The organism is Acidovorax sp. PRC11 (genome assembly GCF_031844105.1).
Taxonomy (GTDB): domain Bacteria; phylum Pseudomonadota; class Gammaproteobacteria; order Burkholderiales; family Burkholderiaceae_C; genus Paracidovorax.
The window spans coordinates 293,433-318,118 of record NZ_JAUZUQ010000002.1 but is presented as its reverse complement, the minus strand read 5'-3'; the positions used below and the strand labels follow the sequence as shown (position 1 = coordinate 318,118).

The 24,686-nt window shown below is 72.2% G+C and carries 18 protein-coding genes; 12 read left to right on the top strand and 6 right to left on the bottom strand.

Features of this window, described 5'->3' with window-relative positions:
• Positions 1–18: 18 nt before the first annotated feature.
• Entirely contained in the window at positions 19–834 is an 816-nt protein-coding gene (locus Q9R47_RS03515; protein ID WP_311231909.1) for a carbon-nitrogen hydrolase family protein, read from the bottom strand.
• A complete protein-coding gene (locus Q9R47_RS03510; protein ID WP_311231810.1) occupies positions 834–5,153 on the bottom strand; it encodes a YhdP family protein in 4,320 nt (1,439 codons plus the stop codon). The genes Q9R47_RS03515 and Q9R47_RS03510 overlap by 1 nt, the downstream gene beginning before the upstream one ends.
• A 101-nt stretch (positions 5,154–5,254) precedes the next feature.
• Here Q9R47_RS03510 and glnE point away from each other — a divergent pair, with 101 nt between their 5' ends.
• The 7 genes from glnE (at position 5,255) to Q9R47_RS03475 (ending at position 16,745) form a co-directional block, all read left to right on the top strand.
• The gene (gene glnE, locus Q9R47_RS03505; RefSeq protein WP_311231809.1) at positions 5,255–8,005 is read left to right on the top strand and encodes a bifunctional [glutamate--ammonia ligase]-adenylyl-L-tyrosine phosphorylase/[glutamate--ammonia-ligase] adenylyltransferase; all 2,751 of its coding nucleotides are present in this window, start codon (positions 5,255–5,257) and stop codon (positions 8,003–8,005) included.
• 86 nt (positions 8,006–8,091) lie between these two features.
• The gene (locus Q9R47_RS03500; protein ID WP_311231808.1) at positions 8,092–8,874 is read left to right on the top strand and encodes a CerR family C-terminal domain-containing protein; all 783 of its coding nucleotides are present in this window, start codon (positions 8,092–8,094) and stop codon (positions 8,872–8,874) included.
• Positions 8,871–10,346: an efflux transporter outer membrane subunit gene (locus Q9R47_RS03495; protein ID WP_311231807.1), complete on the top strand. Its 1,476-nt coding sequence runs from the start codon at positions 8,871–8,873 to the stop codon at positions 10,344–10,346. The genes Q9R47_RS03500 and Q9R47_RS03495 overlap by 4 nt, the downstream gene beginning before the upstream one ends.
• A 57-nt stretch (positions 10,347–10,403) precedes the next feature.
• Complete coding sequence (locus tag Q9R47_RS03490) at positions 10,404–11,588, top strand: efflux RND transporter periplasmic adaptor subunit (protein ID WP_311231806.1); 1,185 nt, start codon at positions 10,404–10,406, stop codon at positions 11,586–11,588.
• 57 nt (positions 11,589–11,645) lie between these two features.
• Positions 11,646–14,732 (top strand): efflux RND transporter permease subunit, encoded by a 3,087-nt coding sequence (locus Q9R47_RS03485; protein WP_311231805.1) that lies wholly within the window; start codon positions 11,646–11,648, stop codon positions 14,730–14,732.
• 93 nt (positions 14,733–14,825) lie between these two features.
• On the top strand, positions 14,826–16,034 hold the full coding sequence (locus tag Q9R47_RS03480) for a phosphohydrolase (protein ID WP_311231804.1): 1,209 nt from the start codon (positions 14,826–14,828) through the stop codon (positions 16,032–16,034).
• A gap of 99 nt (positions 16,035–16,133) precedes the next feature.
• Positions 16,134–16,745 carry a glutathione peroxidase gene (locus Q9R47_RS03475; RefSeq protein WP_311231803.1) on the top strand — a complete coding sequence of 204 codons (612 nt, stop codon included), beginning with the start codon at positions 16,134–16,136 and terminating at the stop codon, positions 16,743–16,745.
• 354 nt (positions 16,746–17,099) lie between these two features.
• Here Q9R47_RS03475 and Q9R47_RS03470 read toward each other — a convergent pair whose 3' ends face one another.
• Entirely contained in the window at positions 17,100–17,714 is a 615-nt protein-coding gene (locus Q9R47_RS03470; protein ID WP_311231802.1) for a glutathione S-transferase N-terminal domain-containing protein, read from the bottom strand.
• A 139-nt stretch (positions 17,715–17,853) separates the two neighbouring features.
• Between Q9R47_RS03470 and purB the strand changes: the two genes are divergently transcribed.
• Together purB and Q9R47_RS03460 are read left to right on the top strand one after the other, a co-directional pair.
• The gene (gene purB / locus Q9R47_RS03465) at positions 17,854–19,233 is read left to right on the top strand and encodes an adenylosuccinate lyase (RefSeq protein ID WP_311231801.1); all 1,380 of its coding nucleotides are present in this window, start codon (positions 17,854–17,856) and stop codon (positions 19,231–19,233) included.
• Between the two features lie 2 nt (positions 19,234–19,235).
• The gene (locus Q9R47_RS03460) at positions 19,236–19,796 is read left to right on the top strand and encodes a YaeQ family protein (RefSeq protein ID WP_311231800.1); all 561 of its coding nucleotides are present in this window, start codon (positions 19,236–19,238) and stop codon (positions 19,794–19,796) included.
• Positions 19,797–19,850: 54 nt separating this feature from the next.
• On the opposite strand, the gene Q9R47_RS03455 is transcribed toward Q9R47_RS03460, so the two are convergent.
• Both Q9R47_RS03455 and Q9R47_RS03450 read right to left on the bottom strand, forming a co-directional pair.
• Positions 19,851–20,159 (bottom strand): DUF2007 domain-containing protein, encoded by a 309-nt coding sequence (locus Q9R47_RS03455; RefSeq protein ID WP_311231799.1) that lies wholly within the window; start codon positions 20,157–20,159, stop codon positions 19,851–19,853.
• Between the two features lie 9 nt (positions 20,160–20,168).
• Positions 20,169–20,630 (bottom strand): DUF3717 domain-containing protein, encoded by a 462-nt coding sequence (locus tag Q9R47_RS03450; RefSeq protein WP_311231798.1) that lies wholly within the window; start codon positions 20,628–20,630, stop codon positions 20,169–20,171.
• Positions 20,631–21,175: 545 nt separating this feature from the next.
• On the opposite strand from Q9R47_RS03450, the gene Q9R47_RS03445 reads away from it, so the two are divergent.
• The 3 genes from Q9R47_RS03445 to Q9R47_RS03435 all read left to right on the top strand — a co-directional run bounded on the left by Q9R47_RS03445 (position 21,176) and on the right by Q9R47_RS03435 (position 23,021).
• Positions 21,176–21,901: a TerC family protein gene (locus Q9R47_RS03445; RefSeq protein WP_311231797.1), complete on the top strand. Its 726-nt coding sequence runs from the start codon at positions 21,176–21,178 to the stop codon at positions 21,899–21,901.
• Positions 21,902–22,023: 122 nt separating this feature from the next.
• Positions 22,024–22,506, top strand: coding sequence for a hypothetical protein (locus tag Q9R47_RS03440; protein ID WP_311231796.1), 483 nt, complete (start codon positions 22,024–22,026; stop codon positions 22,504–22,506).
• A 158-nt stretch (positions 22,507–22,664) separates the two neighbouring features.
• Complete coding sequence (locus tag Q9R47_RS03435) at positions 22,665–23,021, top strand: phage holin family protein (RefSeq protein ID WP_311231795.1); 357 nt, start codon at positions 22,665–22,667, stop codon at positions 23,019–23,021.
• Here the strand turns inward: Q9R47_RS03435 and Q9R47_RS03430 are convergent.
• Positions 22,989–24,575: a M48 family metalloprotease gene (locus Q9R47_RS03430; RefSeq protein WP_311231794.1), complete on the bottom strand. Its 1,587-nt coding sequence runs from the start codon at positions 24,573–24,575 to the stop codon at positions 22,989–22,991. The genes Q9R47_RS03435 and Q9R47_RS03430 overlap by 33 nt on opposite strands.
• Positions 24,576–24,686: the final 111 nt, after the last annotated feature.

Here is a 24,686-nt window from a genome sequence, read left to right as displayed (position 1 = left end):
ACGGCGCTCACGGCGGGTTCACAGCACGCGGTGGTCCAGCGCCGGCAGCTGCGCGCGCACCTGCCGCAGCCGCCCGGCGTCGAGCGTGCCGGCCACCACGGCGGGCCCTTCAGCGCACTGCGCCAGCACCTCGCCCCACGGGTCCACGACCATGCTGTGGCCCCAGGTGCGCCGGCCGTTCTCGTGCAGGCCGCCCTGGGCGGGCGCGACGACGTAGGCGAGGTTCTCCACCGCGCGGGCGCGCAGCAGCACCTCCCAGTGGGCCTGCCCCGTCGTGTGGGTGAAGGCGCTGGGCACGAGCAGCACGTCGGCGCCGGCGCGGGCGTGCGCGCGGTACAGCTCCGGGAAACGCAGGTCGTAGCAGACCGACAGGCCCACGCGCCAGGCCGAGCCGTCGCGCGCGGTCATGGGGAAGCGCGCCGGCGCGCCGCCGGCCTCGATCACGGCGGCCTCGTCGAAGCGCTCGCGGCCGTTGTCGAAGCGGAACAGGTGGATCTTGTCGTAGCGCGCCACGCAGTCGCCCGCAGGCGAGAAGACGAGCGTGGTGTTGCGCACGTGCCGGTCGCTGTCGCAGCGCAGCGGCAGGGTGCCGCCCACGATCCAGAGCCCGAGTTCGCGCGCGGCCTGCGCGAGGAAGCCCTGGATCTCGCCGTCGCCGAAGGTCTCGCGCAGCGCCAGCTTGTCGGTGTCGCGCGCGCCCATGGCGCAGAAGTACTCCGGCAGCGCAGCCAGTTCCACGCCTTCGGCGGCGGCCTCTTCCAGCAGGCGGCGGGCCTGCGCGAGGTTGTCCCGGACCTGCGTTCCGGAGACCATCTGCAGTGCGGCGGCTTTCATCATGGTGCGTCGTCCTCTGCGCCCCGGGCAGCGGGCGCCTGGCGGTTTGAAGCGGCCGGTGCGGGCCCCGGCGCGGGGGCCTCCTCGGCGGCGGCGGAATCCGGCGCAGCGGCGCCGGAGGGTTGCGCGCCCGCGCGGCGGCGCGGCACGCGCACGATGCGCGGATCGGCCCAGGTGCCGTCGATGCGGAACTCCTGGGTCGCGGCCTGGATGAGCGGACCCCGCAGGAAGACCTGCGCGAGGAAGCTGCCCAGGCCCACCACCGGATTGATCGCGGTGGCGACGAGCGAGGCGGTCATGGCGTTGATCTCGGGCACCACCACGACGTGCAGGTTCTGCGTTTCGTGGTCGAGGTCGGCGCTGCCCTCCATCAGCACGGCGGCGTTCACCCCCTTCATCTGGAGGTTGTTGGTGGTGGCGATGCCCTGGTCGATGCGCACGTCGCCGCGCACGAAGTCGAAGGCGAAGCCCTCGCTGAACACGTCGCGGAAATCGAGCGTGAGGCGGCGCGGCAGCGACTGCAGGCTCAAGACGCTCAGGAGCTTGGCGAGGCCCGGATCGGCCTTCAGGAACTGGCCGGACTCCACGTTGAGGTTCACGTGCCCGGTCATCGAGCGGTAGTCCGGGCTGAGCGGCGCCCCCATCCAGGCCACCTGCCCTTCCATGCGGCCCTTGCCGCGGCGGATGACGCCTTCCATGCCGAAGCGCGCGAGCAGCTCGCCCGAATCGCGGATGTCGAGCCGGAAATCCATGGAGGTGCGGCGCCGTGCGCCCGCGGCGCCACCGCCCCCCAGCAGCACCCAGTTGCCGCTCGATGCGAACGTGGCCTCGGGCACCGACAGGTTGAGCTTGGACAGCCGCCATTCGCGCGGCGCGCCGCCGGTGCCGCCGCGGTTCTGCGCCTCGACCTCGATGCGCCCCAGGCGCCGGCCGCGCAGTTCGAAATCCTGCACGACGATGTCCAGCGCCGGCAGCGTGGTGCTGCCGGCCTCTTTGGTGTCGAGCAGCGACTCCTCCACCTGCTGCGCTTCCGACTGCGGCACCGACAGGCGCGACAGGCGGGCGAACACCCGGCCACCGGCTTCCTCGCCGCCCGGCGCACCGCCCGGCTGGTATTCGACGTAGCCGTTCAGCTCGCGCGCATCCAGGTTGGCGCGCCACGTGGCGCCGTCGCGCGATCCGCCGGCCACCACGTCGTGCAGCGTGCGGCCCTGCAGGGTCAGGGTCTTGGCGCGGGCCGCGAGCACCGTCGGCAGGAACTCCTGCGCGCCGCCGGCGGGCATCCGCGCCGCGCCCTTGCCCGCGCCCGCCCCGGAAGCGCCGGGCGCGCCTGCGGCCACCGCCTCCGCCGCCGGCGGGACCTCGGCGACCGGGGCAGCGGCCGGGGCCGGGGCGGGGGCCGAAGCCGGAGCCAGCGCCTGCTGCCATGCATCCAGGTCCAGGTGTTCGGTGCGCACGTTGGCGGACACGCCCTGCTCCGGCATGGCCGCCGTCTCGCCGGGCGGCAGGCCGATGGCGATGGCGCCCCGCAGCACCCGCGGCACGGGGCCGGAGTGGTCCAGCAGGTAGCTGGCCGACCCGATGCCGCCGATCTCGACGGCCATCTGCTCGCGCAGCGGCGGGGCCGTGGCGCCCGCGGCGGCGGGCACGGAGGATTCGCGCGCCAGCTGCGATTCGTAGCGCACGGGCACCACCGCATCGGCCGCCTTGCCGAGCGGCGCGGGCAGGTCCAGGGCCATGCCCTGCAGGTTGGTCGTCACCAGCACCTCGGGCAGGCCGCGCCGCACACCCAGCGTCAATGCGTAGGCGGCGCTGCCGGAAGCGCGGCGCGCCAGTTCGGGCACCCCGGGCCATTGCGTGGCCTGCCGCAGGCCTTCGGCCGTGGCGACGCCCTGGCCGCGCACCTGCACCGAGGATTCCTGCGCCGTGCTGCCCGGCGCCGCGGCCCGCATCCCGCCTTCGAGCCGCAGGTCTCCGCCCAGCGCCCGACCCTGCACGCCCGCCAGCGTGAAGCCGGTGTCGCTGAACTGCACGGCGCCGCGCGCACGCGAGATGACGGGCACGTCGGGAGTGATGCGGACGTCGTTGCCCGCGAGCGTGACGCTGCCCTGCACCTTCGATTGGTCGATGTGGCTGATCGGCAGGCTCAGGGTGAGCTGCAGGCCGGCCGCGCCCGTGCCGGTGGCGCCATCGAGCGCGCGAGAGGTGAGGCGCGAGAGCGGCGACGCGGCCATGAAGGCCAGCATGTCGGACAGCGGCCCCTGCGCCTGGGCCTGCACGCCCACCACGCTGTGCGCCAGATCGGGAATGCGCGCCTCCACCCGCTCCACGCGCAGGCGCGGCGTGCCGGCGAAGCTGCCGCTCGCGCCGCGCACCGCCATGCTGGAGCGGTCGAACACCAGCTCTCCAGCCAGTTGCGTGAGCGCCGGCCAGGCCGGGTCGCCCGCATGCTGCAGGCCCGGCGGCACGTAGGCGTAGGTCACGCCCTTGAGCTGGGCGGCGATGCGGAATTCGCCCGGCCCGCCGTGGCTGAAGGGCATGTCGTGCAGATCGCCCTTGACCCGGAACTGCACGCCCGACGCGGTGCCCGCCGTCACGGCGTCGCGCACGTAGTGCCGGGTTTCCGCGGGAATGGAGAGCGGCAGGTAGCGGTGCACGCGCGTGCCGTCGGCGCGGTGCAGCGCCCCGCTCAGGTCCAGCACGCCGGGGAACCGTGAGCGGCCGGCGGCGCGCGCCGCATCGGCGGTGGACCAGGCCACGCGCGCATCGCCCTGCGCGTCGGCGTTGGCGAACTGCAGGTCCGGCACCTGCACGGCGATGCGCTCGCCCTCCAGCTGCCAGCGCACGCTGGCCGTGAGGCGGTCCACCGGCACCGTGGGTTCCTCGAAGACACCGGGCAGCACGAGGGCGCCATCCTCGATCGCGAGCGACGCCTTGCCCCCGGCCTGGGTCAGCTCGAAATCCACCGCGGCCCCGCGCACCCCCGGCACGCCGGACGGACGCGCACCGGCGTCGGGCGTGCCGTCGGCCACCGCCAGGCCGGCCACGCGGCCGCGGGCCTGGTACTGGCGGGGTGCGTCCACGGGCCCGCGCCAGCCGGCCTGCACCTCCTGCACGATGCCGCGCGGCCCGTAGCGGCCCAGCGCCGCATGCAGCGGCGCGCCCAGCGGCAGGCGGCTGGCGATCTGCGACAGCGCCGCCAGATCGAGCCGGTCGGCGCGCAGTTCGCCCTGCTCGCGCTCCGGCGCGGCGGGGTCCCGGCCCGTGACGCGCACCGTGGCATTGCCGCCGGGCCAGCGCAGGCCGTCGCGGGTGCGGAACTGCAGCCCCTGGGTGGAGGCCTCGAAGCCGCCATCCAGCCACCGGCCACCCACGCGGCCGGCCACCGCCGCCAGCGCCAGCGGCTCCAGCCCCGCGCCGAGGGCGGCCTCGACGTCGGCGAGCGCGACGTCGGCCGTGCCGCCGGCCACCTCGCCGCGCCGCACGTCCAGCCAGGCGCGCAGCGCGCCGCGGCCCCCGACCACGTCGATGCCGTCGATGTCCGCGTGTTGGCGCAGCCGGGAGACGTCCACGCGCCCGAACTGCGCGAACAGCTGGCCGCTCCATTGCTTCCAGGCCCCGCCGTGGGTGGTCAGCAATGGCTGGCGGAACCGGCCCATGACGGTGAAGCGGTCGCCCCAGGCCGCGGGTGGCGTCGCGTCCAGCCGCATCGCGTGGCGCCAGCCGCGGTTGCGCAGCACGATGTCCACGTCGGAGAGCGCCAGCGGGGGGGCGCCCCGCATCGCGTCCGTCCAGCGCACGGTGCCCCCGCGCAATGCCACCTCGCCCTGCGAGAACAGCCAGTCGGCGCCGCCGCCGCCCTCGCCGGGGCCGGCCTGGCTGCGCACCGGGATGCCGCCCACCACCAGGCGCCCGTCGGCCTCGCGGCGCACGTCCAGTTCGGGGCGTTCGATATAGAGCTGCTCGAAGCCCAGGCGCAGCACCGAGCGCGGCGACAGCGAGGCGACCACCCGGGGCAGGCGCAGCGCCTCGCGCCCCTGCGCATCGAGCAGGGCGACGTCGAGAAGCTCCACGGTCGGCACCAGGCCCTCGGAGCGCGCCGACAGCGCGCCGATGCGCACGGGTACCCCCAGGGCCTGCGTGGCCTGGGCTTCCAGCTGCGGACGCCACTCGCCGATTCGCGGCACAATCCAGCCGTGGAGCACCCCCCAGGCCACGGTCACCAGCAACCAGAGGGCGATCAACAGTCCCAGTGACCACCGCGCAAGGCCCGCCATGCACTTCAGCAGGCGGGATGGGTGCGGTGTCGTCTCAATCATGGTGGGTTCGGATGTGGCAGGAATTATGACCCGCGCCCGCTGTGCGGGTTCAGCCCGAAAGGGTGTCGGTATGTACGCTTTTACAGCCTCTTCCTTGCCTTATGTCCACACCGTTCGCTGACACGGGCGCTCCCGCGGGGCCCGCCCCCGGCGCCGACCATTCCCGCTTCCACCAGCGCCTGCAGCGCCGCTATGCCGGCGAAATGCCCCTGCTGCCGGCCGGCGCCCCGACCCGCCCGTCCATGGCGGAGGCACTGCAGGCCCTGCGCGCGCGCGGCCACGACACCGGCGCGGCCCTGCGCGTGCTGCGGCAGCTGGTCATGGAGCGGCTGATCCGCCTCGACTGCGAAGAGGGCGCGCCGCTGTCCGACATCACCCGCGCCACCACCGAACTGGCGGAACTGGCGCTCGACGAAGCCCTGCGCCACGCCCGCCAGGAGCTCGACGCCCGCCACGGCGCCCCGGTGGGCCCGGACGGCGCGCCGGTGGCGCTCTGGATCGTGGGCATGGGCAAGCTGGGCGCGCGCGAACTCAACGTATCGAGCGACATCGACCTGATCTACGTCTACGAGCTCGATGGCGAGACCGCCGGCATCGACGGCGGGCGCGGGCGCATCTCGCACCAGGAATACTTCGGCCGGGTCGTGAAGTCCATCCATGCCCTGGTGGGCGAGACCACCGAGCACGGCTTCGTCTTCCGCGTGGACCTGGCCCTGCGCCCCAACGGCAACTCCGGCCCGCCGGCCGTCTCGCTCGCCGCGCTGGAGGAATACCTGCAGGTGCAGGGGCGCGAATGGGAGCGCTTCGCCTGGCTCAAGAGCCGCATCGTCGCGCCGCGCGACGGCCTGGGCCATCCGGCCGTGCAGGGGCTGCGCACCGTAGTGCTGCCCTTCGTCTTCCGCCGCTACCTCGACTACAGCGTGTTCGATTCGCTGCGCTCGCTGCACCGGCAGATCCGCGACCACGCCGCCAAGCGCAGCGCGGGCCACCCGGAGCGCGCCAACGACGTCAAGCTCTCGCGCGGCGGCATCCGCGAGATCGAATTCACCGTGCAGCTGCTGCAGGTGGTGCGCGGCGGGCAGTTCCCCGAGCTGCGCTGCCGCCCCACGCTCGAAGCCCTGCAGCGCCTCGCGCGCGCCGGGCTGATGCCGCAGGAGACGGCCGATGCGCTCGCCGAGGCCTACACCTTCCTGCGCCGCGTGGAGCACCGCATCCAGTACCTGGACGACCAGCAGACCCACGTGCTGCCCACCAACGACGACGACCTCGCCTGGATCGCCGGTACGCTGGGACTGGGCTGCTGCGCCTTCCTGCACCAGCTCGACGCGCACCGCGAACTGGTGGCCCAGGAATTCGACACCCTGCTCGGCGGCCCCGGCAAGCGCCAGTGCAGCAGCGGCGGCTGCGGCGGACCGCGCGCGCAATCGGCGCCCGTGCCCGAACTCGACACGCTGCTGGAGCAATTGCCCCCGAAGGTGCGCGAGCGGGTGGCCGAGTGGCGCGACCATCCGCGCGTGGCCGCGCTGCGCGACGAGGGCCGGGTGCGGCTGCTGCGGCTGGTGCAGCGCACGGCGCGCTGGGTGGCCGAGGGCCGCGTGAACGAGGACGCCGCCGTGCGGCTCGTGGCCTGGCTGGAGCCGCTGCTGCGCCGCGAGAGCTACCTTGCGCTGCTGCTGGAGCGCCCCTCGGTGCATGAGCACCTCATGCACCTGCTCGGCGCCGCCCAGTGGCCCGCGCGCTACATGCTGCAGCACCCCGGCGTGATCGACGAGCTGGCCGGCGACGCACTGCTCGCCGAACGCTTCGTGCCGGCGGATTTCGAGCACGAGCTGGAGCTGCGCATCGGCTCGCTGCGCTCCACCGGCGAGGACGACGACGAGGCCCTGCTCAATCTGCTGCGCCGCGCCCAGCATGCGGAAACCTTCCGCACCCTGGCGCGCGACGTGGAGCGGCGCATCACCGTCGAGCAGGTGGCCGACGACCTCTCGGCCCTGGCCGACTGCGTGCTGCGCGTGACCGCCGCCTGGTGCTGGGACCGGCTGCGCAACCGGCACCGCGACGTGCCGCAGTTCGGCATCATCGGCTACGGCAAGCTCGGCGGCAAGGAACTCGGCTACGGCAGCGACCTGGACATCGTCTTCGTGTTCGACGACGACGACGACCGCGCGCCCGAGGTGTATGCCGCCTTCGCGCGCAAGCTGATCAACTGGCTCACGGTGAAGACCGGCGAAGGCGACCTCTACGAGATCGACACCGCGCTGCGACCCAACGGCAGCTCGGGCCTGCTCGTCACGCGCTTCGAGGCGTATGCCAACTACCAGCAGCGCCGCGGCAGCAACACCGCCTGGACCTGGGAACACCAGGCCATGACGCGCGCGCGCTTCGTACTCGGCAGCGACGCGCTGCACCAGCGCTTCGACGAGGTGCGCACGGCCGTCATCACCGCGCCGCGCGATGCGGCCGGCCTGCATGCGGAGATCGTCGCCATGCGCGAGCGCGTGCGCGAAGCGCACCCGGTGCCCACGGGGCAGTTCGACGTGAAGCACGGCGTGGGCGGCATGGTGGATGCGGAATTCGCGGTGCAATACCTCGTGCTCGCGCATGCGGGCGCGCACCCGGAACTGTGCGACAACGTGGGCAACATCGCGCTGCTGCAGCGCGCCGAGGCGGCCGGGCTGCTGCCCGCGGGCGTGGGTGCGGCCGCGGCGTCGGCCTACCGGACGCTGCGCCAGGTGCAACACCGTGCGCGGCTGAACGAAGAACCGACACGCGTGGCGCCTTCCGCGCTGCAGGCGGAACGCGAAGCGGTGATGGCGCTGTGGCGCGCGGTGTTCGGCACCGACCGCCGCTGAGCACCCGCTGACCGGGAACACGCGCCCCGGACCGCGGCGGGGAAGAATTCAAACAAACGTTTGATTGATGTGGTGTAATCCGCCGCATGCCTTCCCGCCCCTCGCGCACTGCGCACCCCGCGCCCGCGCCTGCCCCGGCCTCAGCGCCCCGGCCAGCCTCGCCTGGCCGGGGCGAGGATGAGCCCGCCTCCGCACGGCAGCGCCTGTTGCTGGCAGCGCTGCGCCTGTTCTCCGAGCACGGCTACGCCAAGACCTCCATCCGCGCCATCGCCTCGGCCGCGCAGGCCAACGTGGCGGCCGTGAGCTACTACTTCGGCGACAAGGCATCGCTCTACAGTGCCGTCTTCACCGAGCCTACGTGGGACCACGCGTCCCTGCGCTCCGCCTTCGCCCAGCCGGGCATTGCGATGGAAGAGGCGCTGCGGTGCTACTTCCACGCGGCGCTCGCTCCCCTCGCCCATGGCGAGCTGGCCCGCCAGAGCGTGCGCCTGCACATCCGCGAAATGCTCGAGCCGACGGGGCAGTGGGAGCGCGCGCTCGACCAGGACGTACGCCAGCCCCACGATGCGCTCGTGCGCCTGCTCTGCCGCCACATGGGGATCGCCACCGCCGACCTCGCCGTCCACCGGCTGGCGCTGACCCTCTCCAGCATGGCGTTCCAGCTGTGGGGCCACCGGGACGACATCGACGCCCTCAAGCCTGAACTGCTGGCCACGGCCGAGGCCGTGGAACTCTGGGCCGACCGCATGGTGGACTATGCGCTGGCCATGATCGCGGCCGAGAAAGCCTGGCGGCATGCCGCCGCCCCTGCGGCCAGGCCTCCTGCCGCCCCCCGCCCGCCGGCCCGCCGAAAGGCGTCGAAACCATGATGCTGCCCCTCCCCCACGGGCCCCGCCGCCTTCCCGGCGCGGCCATCCTGTTCGCCCTGCTCGCCCTGGCCGGTTGCGCGGCCACCGCACCGCCGCCGCGCGTCGACCTTCCCACGCCCGCCGGCTGGCAGGCCCCGCTGCCGCACCAGGGCCGCGTGGAAGACATCGTGCGCTGGTGGGAGCGCCTGGGCGACCCGCTGCTCACCGACCTGGTCGCCGCCGCGCAGGACGTGTCCCCGGACGTGGCCCAGGCCCGCTCGCGCGTGGAACAGGCCCGCGCCACGCAAGTCGCCGCGCGCTCGGCGCTGCTGCCGGGCGTGGACGCCCAGGGCAACGCCAGCCGGGGCACCAGCCAGCAGGCCGCGGGACTGGCGACGACCGTACAGGGCGTCGTACAGGCCAGTTGGGAGGTGGATGTTTTCGGCGGCAACGCCGCCGCGGCCGAAGCCGCGCGGCAGCGGCTGGCCGGCGCTCAGGCCCGGTGGCACGAAGCCCGCGTGTCGGTGGCCGCCGAGGTGGCAACGCAGTACGACGCATGGCGGCAGTGCCTGCGGCTGGCGGACGTGGCGCAATCCGACGCCCGCTCCCGCTCCGAGAGCGCGCGCCTCACGGAAGCCAGCGAGCGCGCGGGCTTCACCGCGCCGGCCACGCTGGCGCTCGCACAGGCCAGCGGGGCCGAAGGCCGCGTGCGCGCCGAGCAGCAGCGCATGGCCTGCGACATCGACCTGAAGGGCCTGGTGGCGCTCACGGGCCTGCCGGAGCCGGAACTCCGCGCCCGCGCGGCGGCGGCGCCGGCCCCGCAATCCCTGCCGGATTCGCTGTTCGCCATCGATGCCCTGCCGGCCCGCGTGCTGGCCCAGCGGCCCGACGTGTATGCCGCCGAGCGCGAGGTCGCCGCGGCCAGCGCCGACGTGGGCAATGCGCGCGCGCAGCGCTTCCCGCGCCTGACGCTGGCCGGCTCCGTCGGCCGGGCCTGGGGCAGCACGGGCGGCACCAGCGTGGCGACGAACACCTGGTCGATCGGGCCCGTCGGGGTGAGCCTGCCGATCTTCGACGCGGGCCGCCGCGCGGCCCAGGTGGACGCCGCCGAGGCCCGCTACCAGGAAGCCGCGCAGCTCTACCGCGCCAACGCGCGCCGCGCGGTGAGCGAGGTCGAACAGGCCCTGGTGCGGCTCGCGAGCACCGCGGCGCGCAGCGCCGATGCCGAGCGCGCCGCCGCGGGCTACCGCGCCTCCTTCGTCGCGACCGAAGCGCGCTGGCGCGGCGGCCTGGCGAGCCTGCTGGAGCTGGAGGAAACGCGGCGCACCGCCCTCAACTCCGAAACCGCGCTCATCTCGCTGCGCCAGGAGCGCATGGCGGCCTGGATCGGCCTCTACCGCGCCGCGGGCGGCGGCTGGGAGGCACCGCCGCCGGCAGCGGCCACGGCATCCGTGCCCGCTCCTGCGCCTGCGCCCGCATCCACCGCGCCCTGACGGCCCGCCTGCGCCCGAATCCACGACCCACCGACCGCCATTCCCGGACTCCTTTCCATGCTGCGACTGCGTTCACGCCCCTCCCTGCTGGCCCTGTCGGCCGCCTGCCTCGCCGCGGTCACCGGCGGCGCCCTCGTGCTGGCCACGCCCGGCGCCTCCCATGCCGAAGGCGCCAAGGGCAAGGATGCCGCGGCGGCGGCGCCCCGGCCGGCGCTCACCGTGACCACCACCACGCCCCGGCGCGAATCGCTCGCCGCGCGGCTGCCGGCCAACGGCAACGTCGCCGCGTGGCAGGAAGCGAGCATCGGCACCGAGAGCAACGGCCTGCGGCTGACCGAGGTGCGCGTGAACGTCGGCGACACGGTGCGTGCGGGCCAGGTGCTCGCCGTCTTCTCCGCCGACACCGTGCAGGCCGAGCTGGCACAGGGCCGCGCCAGCCTGCTGGAGGCGCGCGCGAGCGCCGCCGAGGCCGCGGCCAATGCCGAGCGCGCCCGCACGCTGCAGGCCTCCGGCGCCTTGAGCCAGCAGCAGATCCAGCAATACTCCACCGCCAGCGAGACCGCCGCCGCGCGCGTGGAGGCGGCGCAGGCCGCCCTCTCCGCGCAGCAGCTGCGCCTGAAGCACACCCAGGTGCTGGCGCCCGACAGTGGCGTCATCTCCTCGCGCACCGCCACCGTGGGCGCGGTGGTAGGCGCCGGCACCGAGCTGTTCCGCATGGTGCGCAAGGGCCGGCTCGAATGGCGCGCGGAAATCACCTCCAGCGAGCTGCCGCGCGTGCGGCCCGGCATGCGCGCGCGCGTCACCGCGGCGAGCGGGGCCGAGGTGGAAGGCACCGTGCGCGTGGTCGCCCCCACGGTGGATGCGCAGACGCGCAACGCCCTCATTTACGTGGACCTGCCCGCGCACCCGGACATCCGCGCCGGCATGTTCGCGCGCGGCGAATTCCTGCTCGCGCAGCGCGACACGCTCACCGTGCCGCAGTCGGCCGTGGTGGTGCGCGACGGCTTCACCGCCGTGTTCGAGGTCGGCGAGGGCGGCCGCGTGGCGATGCGCCAGGTGAAGACCGGCCAGCGCACGGGCGAGCGGGTCGAGATCGTCTCGGGGCTGCCCGAGCGCGCCACGGTCGTCGAGCGCGGCGGCGCCTTCCTGAACGACGGCGACACCGTGCGCGTGGAAGCCGCCCCTTCCCGGCCCGCCGCCGCCACCGCCCCGGCCGCCCCCAGCGCCAGCGCCGCCCGGTAACGGGGCACCCCGCCTGCCGACCTCCGTCCCCCCGCCAGCGTCCTGCACCCCGCCGCCATGAACCTTTCCGCCTGGTCCATCCGCAATCCCATCCCGGCCGCGATGCTGTTCGTGCTGCTCACCTTCGCGGGCCTGCTGTCGTTCCGCGCGATGAAGGTGCAGAACTTCCCCGACATGGACCTGCCGGTCGTGATGGTCACCGCCGCGCTGCCCGGCGCGGCGCCCGGGCAGCTCGAGACCGACGTGGCGCGCAAGATCGAAAACGCGATCGCCACCACGCAGGGCCTCAAGCACATCACCACGACCATCGTGGACGGCACGGCCACCATCGCGGCCGAATACCGCCTGGAAAAGCCCGTGCAGGAGGCCGTGGACGACGTGCGCTCGGCCGTCTCGCGCGTGCGGGCCGACATGCCGGCCGACCTGCGCGACCCGATCGTCACCAAGCTCGAACTCTCCTCGCAGCCGATCCTCGCGTTCGCCATCGCGTCCGATCGCATGGACGACCAGGCGCTGTCCTGGTTCGTCGACGACACGCTCACCCGCCGCCTGCTGGCCGTGCCGGGCGTGGGCGCGGTGGGCCGCGTGGGCGGCGTGCAGCGCGAAGTGCGCGTGGCCATCGACCCGCTGCGCCTGCAGGCGCTGGGCGCGACCGCGGCCGACGTCTCCCGCCAGCTGCGCCTGGTGCAGACCGAGAGCGCGGGCGGCCGCGCCGAACTCGGCGGCGCCGAGCAGCCCGTGCGCACCATCGCCACGGTGCGCACCGCGCAGGAAGTCGCCGCGCTGGAGATCCCGCTGTCGGGCGGCGGGCGCGTGCGCCTGGACCGCATCGCCACCGTCACCGACACCGTCGCCGAGCCGCGCACCGGCGCCCTGCTGGACGGCAAGCCGGTGATCGGCTTCGAGGTCTCGCGCAGCCGCGGCGCCAGCGAGGTGGAAGTGGGCGCGGGCGTGCAGCGGGCGCTCGACCAGCTGGTGGCCGAGCACCCCGACGTGCACCTCACCCGCACCGTCGACTTCGTGGAGATCGCGAGCGACGAGTACGACAGCTCCATGCACCTGCTGTACGAGGGCGCCATCCTCGCCGTGGTGGTGGTGTGGCTCTTCCTGCGCAACTGGCGCGCCACCATCGTCTCGGCCGTGGCGCTGCCGCTGTCCGTGCTGCCCGCCTTCATCGGCATGCACTTCCTCGGCTTCTCCATCAACATCATCACGCTGCTGGCGCTCTCGCTCGTCGTCGGCATCCTGGTGGACGACGCGATCGTCGAGGTCGAGAACATCGTGCGCCACCTGCGCATGGGCAAGTCGCCCTACCAGGCGGCGATGGAGGCGGCCGACGAGATCGGCCTGGCGGTGATCGCCACCACCTTCACCCTGATCGCCGTGTTCCTGCCCACGGCCTTCATGAGCGGTATCCCCGGGCGCTTCTTCAAGCAGTTCGGCTGGACGGCCGCGCTCGCCGTGTTCGCCTCGCTCGTGGTGGCGCGGCTGCTCACGCCGATGATGGCGGCCTACATCCTCAAGCCCCTCTCCGGCGAAGAGAAGGAGCCGCGCTGGCTCTCCGGCTACATGCGCGCCTCGGCCTGGGCGCTGCGCCACCGCGTGCTCACGGTGATCGGCGCGCTGCTGTTCTTCGTGGCCTCGATCGCGCTCATCCCGCTGCTGCCCTCGGGCTTCATCCCGCCGGACGACAACGCCCAGACCCAGGTCAACCTGGAGCTTCCGCCCGGCACCCGTCTCGCCGAAACCCGCGCCGCCGTGGCCCTGGCCACGGAGCGCGTGCAGAAGGTGGGCCACGTGCGCAGCATCTACACCGCCATCGGCGGCGGTTCGGCGGGCGCCGACCCGATGGCCGGCGGATCGAGCGTGGGCGATCCGCGCAAGGCCACCCTGACATTGCGCTTCGTGGCGCGCGGCGAGCGGCCGCTCAAGCAGGAGATCGAGCAGCAGCTGCGCCTGGCGATGGAAGACCTGCCCGGCGTGCGCGTGAAGATCGGCCTGGGCGGCTCCAACGACAAGTACGTGCTGGCCCTGGCCAGCGAAGACCCGCAGGCCCTGGCCGACACGGCGCGCGCCGTGGAGCGCGACCTGCGCACCATTCCCGGCGTCGGCAACATCGGCTCCAGCGCCAGCCTGGTACGCCCCGAGATCGTGGTGCGGCCCGACTTCGCGCGCGCCGCCGACCTGGGCGTCACCAGCAGCGCCATCGCCGAAACCCTGCGCGTGGCCACCGTGGGCGACTACGACCAGAACCTGCCCAAGCTCAACCTGCCGCAGCGCCAGGTGCCGATCGTGGTGCGGCTGGACGACGCCGCCCGCGAGGACCTCTCGGTGCTGGAACGCCTCGCCGTGCCCGGCGCGCGCGGCCCCGTGCGGCTCGGCGAGGTGGCGCGCCTGGAGGTGGGCAGCGGCCCCGCCGTCATCAACCGCTACGACCGCGCGCGCAACGTCAACTTCGAGGTCGAGCTGGGCACGCGCGGCCTGGGCGAGGTCACCGAGGCCGTGCGGCAACTGCCCTCGGTGCGCCAGATGCCGGCCAGCGTGCGCCTGATCGACGTGGGCGACGCCGAGATGATGGGCGAGCTGTTCGCGAGCTTCGGCCTCGCCATGCTCACGGGCGTGGTCTGCATCTACCTCGTGCTGGTGCTGCTGTTCAAGGATTTCCTGCAGCCGGTCACCATCCTGATGGCGCTGCCGCTGTCGCTGGGCGGCGCCTTCGTCGGGCTGCTGATCGCGGGCAAGAGCTTTTCCATGCCCTCGCTCATCGGTCTCATCATGCTCATGGGCATCGCCACGAAGAACTCCATCCTGCTGGTGGAATACGCCATCGTCGCGCGGCGCGACCAGGGCATGAGCCGCTGGGACGCCCTGCTGGACGCCTGCCACAAGCGGGCCCGGCCCATCATCATGACCACGCTCGCCATGGGCGCGGGCATGCTGCCCATCGCCATGGCCTGGGGCGGCGCGGACATGAGCTTCCGCTCGCCGATGGCGGTGGCCGTGATCGGCGGCCTGCTCACCTCCACCGTGCTGAGCCTGCTGGTGGTGCCGGCCGTCTTCACCTACGTGGACGACTTCGCGCAGTGGTTCCGGCGGCGGGTGCTGCGGCAGCGGCCGGCGGACGGCACCCCGCTGCCCCGGTAAGGCGGGGCGCCCGGAACCGGCCAACAGCCGGGGATTCCCGGGGTTGCCGCGGCTTTCACGCCCCGCCCGTGCCCCGATAATGGGCGACCCGCCATGAACCTTGTTGCGCTGAACATCGACACGATCCCGCTGGGGCAGCCGCTGCCCTTCGTGCTGCGCGGCGCCAGCGGCGTGCTGCTCGCGCAGCGGGGGTACGTGATCCGCAACCGCGACGAACTCAATCTCATGGTGGCGCGCGGCCTCAGCCTCTGCGTGGACACCGCCGAATCCGGCGACAGCCACCGCGCCTACCTGGCCCAGCTGCAGAAGATGCTCCTCACGGACACCTCGCTGGGCCAGATCGCCGCCATGAAGATCTCCGCCGGCGGCGCTTCCGGCCGCGAGCGCGTGGCGGCGAACGGCCCGCCCGACTGGCCCGAGCTGCAATTGCGCGCCACCCAGCTGCTGCGCTCGCCGCCGCCGGCCGCCGAATTCGGCGAGCGCTTCGACGCGCTGCACGGCGAACTGGCACGCCACTGCAGCGCCACGCCGGACGCCACGCTGCTCGCGCTCATCTACCTCTCCGGCCAGGAGACCCAGCAGTACAGCGGCACGCACGCCATGCTCGTGGCCTGCGCCTGCATGATCGTGACCGCCGAACACCTGCGCTGGCCGCAATCCCGCGTCCTGCGGATCGGCCGTGCCGCGCTGTCGATGAACATCGCCATGACCACGCTGCAGGACCAACTGGCCGTGCAGACCCAGCCGCTCACCGCCCAGCAACTGGCCGAGATCGAAAGCCATTCCGCGCGCTCCGAAGCCCTGCTGCGGCAGCTGGGCGTGGGCGATCCGGTCTGGCTGGAGGCGGTGCGCTGCCACCACCAGCGGGCCCCCGGCCCGATGTCCGCCAAGTCCGAAGCGCAGCAGATGGCCCGCCTGATCCAGCGCGCCGACATCTTCGCCGCGCGCCTCGCACCGCGCGCTTCGCGGGCGCCCATGCCCGTGACCGCAGCCATGCAGGCCACCTACTACGACGAAGCCCACCAGGTGGACGAGGCCGGCTCTGCCCTGGTCAAGGCGCTGGGCGTCTATCCCCCCGGCGCCTTCGTGCGGCTCGCCACCCAGGAGGTGGCCGTGGTACTGCGCCGCGGCGCCAGCGCCACCACCCCGCGCGTGGCCGTGGTGCTCAACCGCAGCGGCATGCCGACGGGCGAGCCGATCCCACGCGACACCGCCCAGCCGGCCTGGAAGATCACCGGCGCGGTCGCCCTGCGCGACGTGCGCGTGCAGCTGCCGCTCTCGCGCATGCTCGCCCTGGTCTGAGCCGGTGCCCGCCGACGGGCCCTGCGGGCGGTGGCCCTTGTCTCCGCGCGCCGCCTCCGCTACCGTGGCGGCCATGCACTGCCGCTCCGGAGACCTCGCATGACCCGCCTTCCCCTGCCGCTGATCCTGGCGATGGCCCTGGCCGCTTCCGGCGTCCTGCCGGCCCTGGCACAGACCGCCCCGCCCGCCCCGCCGCGCGCGTCTGCCTCCGCCGCTGCGCCCGGCACCTGCCCCGCCGTGCTGCGCCACACCATGGAGCGGCTGCAGGACGAAGCCCCCCAGCCGCTCTGCCAATACGCAGGGCAGGTGCTGCTGGTCGTCAACACCGCGAGTTACTGCGGGTTCACGAACCAGTACCAGGCACTGGAGGCGCTCCACGCCCGCTACCAGGCACGGGGCTTCTCGGTGCTGGGCTTTCCCTCCAACGACTTCTCGCAGGAAACCGGCAGCAATGCGCAAATCGCCGATTTCTGCAGCAACACCTTCGGCGTGCGGTTTCCCATGTTCGCCAAGAGCAGCGTGAAGGGGGCGGAGGCGTCGGCGTTCTATCGGGAACTGGCCGCCCAGGCAGGGGATGTGCCCCGGTGGAACTTCCACAAGTACCTTCTGGACCGGCAGGGGAAGGTGGTGGGCAGTTTCGCCAGTTCCGTCGCGCCGGACGATCCTCGAATCACGCAGGCGATCGAAAAACAGCTCGCCATTTTTCGCTAATTTGCAACGTTTTCACGTTTCATATTCCTCTCTGCGGAAAGCGTTACATTTTTTGGGTTTTTTGGGCCCCGAAAGGGTGGAACTTCGCCGGATTGGCACTACTCTATGCCCCGTGGGCACGTTAAAGTTGACTTTGCTTGCTCTTCATAGTTGAGTTCCAGTTTCTCGTTGCGAAGCCTTTCGGACCCGTCCGACTGAAATCCTGAAGCGCTTCTCCTCCCTCCCTCTCTAATTCGTTTCGGGACGCTTCGCAACTTTTTTTATTCCGCCCCGGCCGGGCAAAAGAAAAGCGCGCAACCGCAAGGCTGCGCGCTTTCGGCTTATCTGGGGCGCCTCGCGCCCCCACATCGGGCGTCAGCGGGGCTGCGTCTCCGCGAAGCTCGGGCGCTGCATCAGCTTGTCCAGCAGCCGGCCCAGATGCGGATGCTCCGCACGCCACGCGATCTCCGGAAAGCGGAACTCGATCCAGCCGAGTGCGCAGCCCACCGCCACGTCGGAGAGGCTCAGGTGGATGCCGCTGCAATACGGCTTCTCCCCCAGGCCCTGCGCCATCGCCTTCAGGCCGGCCTCCACTTTCCCGAGCTGGCGGTCGATCCAGGCCTGGCTGCGCTCCCCTTCCTGCCGGCCCTTCCACGTGGCCTCCAGGCGGGCCAGCACGCCGGCGTCCATCACGCCGTCGGCCAGCGCCTCCCAGGTCTTCACCTCGGCGCGCTCGCGGCCCTGCGTGGGAATGAGCCGGCCCACGGGCGACAGCGTATCCAGGTATTCGACGATGACGCGCGAATCGAACACCGCCTCGCCGCCTTCCATGACGAGGCACGGCACCTTGCCGAGCGGGTTGGACGTGGCGATCGTGGTGTCGTCGGCCCAGACGTTTTCCTCGATGAAGCGGTAGTCCAGCTTCTTCTCGGCCATCACGATGCGCACCTTGCGCACATAGGGGCTGGCAGAGGATCCGATGAGTTTCATGGTGTGGTTCCGTGCAGGCACGGGCAGGAGAAGAGAGAACGGGCGGCCGCCGATTCTAGGGGCCCTGCCGCCGTCGCGCAGTCTCGACCGCAGCGAGGTGCTGCGCCCGCGCCACGGTCGGCACCTACAATCCCGGCCCATGAGCCTGCCCACCATCACCGCCCTCTCCCCGCTCGACGGCCGCTACGCCGCCAAACTCTCCGCCCTGCGCCCGATCATGAGCGAGCACGGCTACATGCACCGGCGCGTGCAGGTCGAGGTGGCCTGGTTCATCGCGCTCTCCGACGCAGGGTTCGACGAGTTCAAGCCGCTCACCACCGGCGCCCGCGCCTACCTGCTGGGACTGGTGAAGAACTTCTCCGAAACCGACTCCGCCGCCATCAAGGAGATCGAGAAGACCACCAACCACGACGTGAAGGCGGTCGAATACTGGATCAAGTCCAAATTCGAGGCCCGCCCCGAGCTGCAGAAGGCCGCCGAATTCGTGCACTTCGCCTGCACCAGCGAGGACATCAACAACACCAGCCATGCCCTGCAGCTGCGCTCCGGCCGCGACCAGGTGATCCTGCCCGGCCTGGACCGCATCGTCCTCAAGCTGCGCGAGATGGCCCATACCTACGCCGACGTGCCCATGCTGAGCCGCACGCACGGCCAGACCGCCAGCCCCACCACCGTGGGCAAGGAACTGGCCAACGTGGTCGTGCGCCTGCAGGGCGCGGTCGATCGCATCGCCACCGTGAAGATGCTGGGCAAGATGAACGGCGCCGTGGGCAACTACAACGCCCACCTGTCCGCATGGCCCGATTTCGACTGGGAGGCCTTCAGCCGCAAGGTCGTGGAAACGCCCGAGCCGCTGGGCCTGGGCCTCACCTTCCAGCCCTATTCGATCCAGATCGAGCCGCACGACTACATGGCCGAACTGTTCGACGCCATCGCCCGCGCCAACACCATCCTGGTCGATCTGTCGCGCGACATCTGGGGCTATGTGTCGCTGGGCTACTTCAAGCAGCGCCTGAAGGCCGGCGAGATCGGCTCGTCCACCATGCCGCACAAGGTCAACCCGATCGACTTCGAGAACGCCGAAGGCAACCTGGGCCTGGCCAACGCGCTGCTGCGCCACCTCTCCGAGAAGCTGCCCGTCAGCCGCTGGCAGCGCGACCTCACCGACAGCACCGTGCTGCGCAACATCGGCGTGGCGATGGGCTATGCCGCCCTGGCCTACACCTCGCTCATGACCGGCCTGAACAAGCTGGAACTGAACGAAGAGGCCCTGGCCGCCGACCTGGACGCCAGCTGGGAAGTGCTGGCCGAGCCCATCCAGACCGTCATGCGCCGCTACGGCGTGCAGGGCGCCTACGAGAAGCTCAAGGAAGTCACGCGCGGCAAGACCGTGACGGCCGAGGCGCTGCACGCGCTGATCGACGGCCTGGAGATTCCCCAGGCCGACAAGGACCGCCTGCGGGCCATGACGCCGGGCAGCTACATCGGCAAGGCCGCCGAGCTGGCGCGCCGGGTCTGACCATGGCCATCAAGTCCACCATCTTCAAGGCGCATCTCTCCATCGCCGACATCGACCACGGCTACTACGCCGACCATGCGCTCACCCTGGCCCGCCACCCCAGCGAGACCGACGAGCGCATGATGGTGCGCCTCGCCGCGCTGGCGCTCAACGCCTGGCAGCTGCAGGCCATGTGCCAGGGCGACGGCACGCTGGCCTTCGGCGCGGGCCTCTCCGACCCGGACGATCCGGACGTCTCCATCACCGACTTCACCGGCCGCAAGCGCCTGTGGATCGAAGTGGGCCAGCCGGAGGACAAGCCGCTGGCCAAGGCCTCGTCCAAGGCCGACGCGGTGCGGGTGTACTGCTTCCACCACGCCGCCGAGGTCTGGTGGAAGGGCATCGAGAACAAGCTCACCCGCCAGGACAAGCTGGAGGTCTGGCGCCTGCCCGCCGAGGCGTCGCAGCAGCTCGCCGCCCTGGCCGAGCGCAGCATGCAGCTGCAGGCCACCGTGCAGGAAGGCGCGCTCACGCTCAGCAGCAACCTGGGCAGCGTCCACCTGGAGCCGATCCGCTGGAAGTGAGGCCGCGGGCCGTCAGGCCTTCGCGCGCCGGGTGCCGCGCAGCTCCCGGCCGCCTCATGCCGCGGGCATGAACGCCCCGCAGTTCCAGCACTGTTCGAAGCCGCCCTCGACCGCCTCCCCGCAACCCGGGCACTGCCAGCGGCGCTGGGGAAGATCCGCCAGCGCCTGCAAAAGGCGCCGCGCCTGGGGCGCATGCTCCGGGTGCTCCAGCCAGATTTCCGGCAGGCACTGGTCCGGCGGCAGCTGCCCGGCCGCGGCCAGCAGGTGCTGGCGCTGCACCGAGGCGGGCATGCCGCCCTCGCTCAGCAGATCGGCCCAGAGCGTGGCGATCGCGATGTTGGGGGCCTGGGTCAGACGGAGCATGGGCCCAGCTTAGGCGCTTCCGGTGCGCCTGTCACCCGGTGTACCGGGTGGCGCATCCGGCCGCCCTCCCTCCGCGGCCCGCTCGGCATAGCGGTTGAACCGCCACGCGCTGTTCTCCATCGTGATGCGGCGCCACACCGCGCGCTTCTCGGCCGGCCCCATCGCCAGCCAGTGCTGCACCTCCGCGAAGCTGCGGCCGCAGCCCTTGCACTGCTCGTCGCCCTGGCTGGTGGAGCAGATGGCGATGCAGGGGGTATCGGGCGTCGTCTCGTACCAGGCCAGCCAGGCGGCCAGGGCCTCGGGCGACAGGCGGGCCTCGTCCACTTCGTCTTCGCGCGCGTAGGCCATGCGCGCATACACCTCGGCCAGCGCCTGCAGCTCGGGCGCCAGCGCCAGCCCCTCGCGCGCCGGCGCACGGGCGCGCCAGTGGTTGATCGCGGCTTCGATATCGGTGATGTGCAGGACGGCCATGGACGCGCAGGAAAAAGGCGGCCGATCTTACCCGCGCACCCGGCCCGGCCGCGCGCCGGCGCGGCATGGCCCGCCCGCCATCCGGGTTAGCACCAACGCTTCCATAAACATAGCAACAGATCCAGTGTGCAAGAGGATTCCGTGCGCATTGCATTCATGGCCGCCACGTTGCCACGCAGCAGTCCGCCTTGCCGCGGCGTCCATGCCTGTGTTCCAATGCGGGCTTCGAGGGGGAGTAGCTCCCGGTCCCGGCGCAACGGTTTTTTCCGAGCCGCCGGCACCTTCGGTCATGTCGTCAATACGAAGCCGCAACGCTTCCGGCATTTCCGGGTCTTGGCGGAGCCGTGCGGCCCGCCGGCCGAGCAAGACCTTTGAAAGGCCCGTCCGCGGGCCGTTCAAGGCCATGCACTCCCCGCATGGGCGCCGTCCTGCGCGCACATGCCTCCGCACATTCCTTGACGGCCGCTGGCGGGCTTCATGCCCGTGAATCGCCGGACCCGTTCGCCACGGGGCCGGCATGCCAAAGCCAATACAACGAGGAAGTTATGGAATTCTTGACATCGCCCGAGTTCTGGGTCGCCCTGGGGCAGATCATCATCATCGACATCCTGCTGGGTGGCGACAACGCGGTGGTGATCGCCCTGGCCTGCCGCAAGCTGCCGCCCGCGCAGCGCACCAAGGGCATCATCTGGGGCACCGCCGGTGCCATCATCCTGCGCGTCATCCTCATCGCCTTCGCGATGACGCTGCTGAACCTGCCGTTCCTCAAGTTCGTCGGCGCCATCCTGCTGGTCTGGATCGGCATCAAGCTGCTGGCCCCCGACGAGGAAGGCCACGGCGACGTGGCCGGCAGCGACAAGCTGTTCGCCGCCATCAAGACCATCATCGTCGCCGACCTGGTGATGAGCGTGGACAACGTGATCGCCATCGCCGGCGCCGCGCAGAACGCGGGCGACCACTCGCTGCTGCTCGTGGTGCTCGGCCTGCTGATCTCGATCCCGATCATCGTCTGGGGCAGCCAGCTGGTCATCAAGCTGATGGAGCGCTTCCCGTTCATCATCGTGGCCGGCGGCATGCTGCTGGGCTGGATCGCCGGCGGCATGCTGGTCACCGACCCGGCCTTCGCCAACCCCGACCGCTGGCAGTGGATGTTCAAGCTGCCGCAGACCGATGTCGTGAAGTACGGCGCCAGCGTGGCCGGCGCGCTCCTCGTGCTGATCGTCGGCAAGGCCCTGGCTTCGCGCCGCCCTGCCCCCGCGCACCACGGTTGATGGACGTATCCGCCGGGCGGTGCGGACCACGATCCGCACCGCCCGGTTGAACTCCACGCCCCGCAGCGAATCGACTTCGTTACAGCCACCGTTTCCCCCACCCACCCGCCAGGAGAGCCTTCATGGACAAAGTCATCGTCTACGTGGACGACGCCGCCTACGCGCAGCAGATCCTCGCCCCCTTGGCCGCACGCGCAGAGGCGCCCGGCACCCACTGGGTGGTGGTGGCCTGCGCCCCCCGCATGACCCACCGCATCAGCAAGTGGGTGAGCCACAGCGCGCGCGAGAACTGGCGCGCCAAGTGGGCCGACAAGCTGTTCGCGCAGGTCCTGCCCTGGCTGCGCGCCGGCGGCAGCCCCGTGACGACCGTGCTGGCCAAGGGGCCGCTGCCGGATCTCGCCACCGAACTGCAGGCCGAGCACGGCACCGCGCAGATCGTCGATGCCCGCCGGCCCAAGCAGGATGCCGCCGCGCCCCAGTCGGTCGCAGCCCCGGCGGCGGCAGCGCCCCTGGTCATCCGCAAGCCGGCGCCCCGCCGCTGGTCCCTGCCCGGCACGCTCGCCAGCCTCGCCGCGCTCTTCCTGGTCGTGGCAGAGCAGGCCTGAGCCCGGCCTGGCATCCGCCCGCCCCCGCCCCTGCCGCTGCCGGCGCCGCCCTCACTCCACCGGGGGCGGCGACAACGGCAGCCGCGGCGGCCACGGGCGGCCACGGAGCACACGTCCGCCTTCGGCGCAGCCGGCACCCGGTGCTATCCTCCTGCGCCATGAAGCTCCTCCTCAAATGGCTGCTCAGCGCCGCCGCGCTGCTGTGCGTCACCTACCTGTACAGCGGTGTCGAAGTGCGCAGCTTCGGCTCGGCCATGATCGCGGCCTTCGTGATCGGGCTCTTCAACGTGGTGCTGCGGCCCATCCTGGTCGTGCTCACGCTGCCCGTCACGATCCTCACGCTGGGCCTGTTCCTCTTCGTCATCAACGCGCTGATGTTCTGGGCCGCCGCCTCGGTGCTGGGCAGCAGCTTCCAGGTGCACGGCTTCGCCGCGGCACTGATCGGCTCGCTCATCTACACCGTGCTGGGCATGCTGATCGAATCAGCGCTCGGCGGCCTGTTCCTTAAGAAGTGATTCGGTCGCGCGCAGGCGCGTCTCGATGATCGACGCCTCGATGTACTCGGCAGGGTCGCCCCCGCGGCTGCCGGTCTTGCGGGCCATGTCCTGCCCGGCCTTGAAACGGTCCACCGCCGCGGCATAGTCGTACCGGGCCACGTGCGCCTCGGCCTCCGCGCGCACGGCCCGCAGCGGCTGCCCCTGCTGCTGCCATGCCGCCGCCAGCAGATACCACACCGACGCATCGCGCGGATGGTTCGTGACCCAGGTCTGCAGCGTGCCGGTCATCGGCGCCACCCGGTTCTCGCGCAGCAGCGCCTGGGTGCGCAGGATCATCTCCGGGCGCCCCGCACCCGGGCCCGCCGCGGAAGCGGCGGGGCGGGCCACCTGGGTGGACTCCAGCGTCAGCGCCCCACCGCTGCCGGCGCCTGCGCCTCCGGCACCCTGGGGCGCCGTGGAGCCTGGTGCCGCGGATGCCGCCACCGCCAGAGCTGCGCCCGGGCTGGCGCCGCCGCCACCAACGCCACCGCCCGGCAACGCGGCCAGCTGGTCCAGCGCCGCCCCCGCCTGCCCCGCCGCCAGCTCGATCTCCGCCCCCAGCAGGTGCGCCTGCCGCGTGCCCGCGGCATCGCCCCGCACGGCCTCCTGGAGCGTGCGCTGCGCCGTGCGCGCCGCCGCCGTGTCCTGCAGCTGCAGAGCGCTCAGCGACGCGGCATACAGCGTGCCCACCCGCCGGGCCAGCGGCTGCGCCGCGAACCCGCTGGTCTGCGGCTCGTTCACCCACTGCCGCCACACGTCCACGCCCGGCCGGGCCAGCACGCGAGCGCGCGCCGACATCATCGCGTGCTCCAGCGTTGGCGCCGGCGCGGGCGCATTCGCCACGCTGGGCGGCAGGCGCGCATGCATGTCGGCGATCCGCTGCGTGGTGAGCGGGTGGCTGCGCAGATACGGCCAGCTGCCGTTGTCGTTCAGCCGGTTGGCCTGCTGCAGCTTGTCGAACATCGCCACGAACCCCTGCGGCGCGAAACCCGCGGGCGCCATCAGCCCGTAGCCCACGCGGTCGGCCTCGCGCTCCATGTCGCGCGAGAAATTGAGCTGGTTCTGCACCGCCAGCGCCTGCCCCCCGACCATCATCGCCTGCCCGGCATTCGGGTTCTTGGCGGCCGCCAGCATGCCCAGCACCATCGCCCCCAGCATCAGCGGCCCCTGGCGGTTCTGCTGCGTGATCAGCCGCGAAATGTGCCGCTGCGTGACGTGGCTCAGCTCGTGCGCCATGACGGACGCCAGCTCGTCCCGCGTCGCCACCACCCCGATCAGGCCCAGATGCACGCCGAAATAGCCGCCCGGCAGCGCGAACGCGTTCACCGTCCGGTCCCGGCCCAGCAGGATCTCCCAGGCGAAGCGCTCGTCCAGCTCGGGCGGCAATTCGCCCCGCTCCCGCGCCGCCTTCACCAGGGGCAGGAAGATGCCCAGGATGTATTCGTTCAGCACCGCATCGTCGATGTAGTCCGGGTCGCGGTACAGCTCGCGGATGATCCGGTCGCCCAGGCGGCGCTCGTCGCTGGTGGTCATGTCGGAGCCATCGCCGAGGGTGGGGAGGGCGCCCTGGGCGCGGGCGGGCGTTGCCAGGAGGCATTGCGACGCCGCGACGAGGGCCAAGGCACAGGCGATGGCTGAGCGACG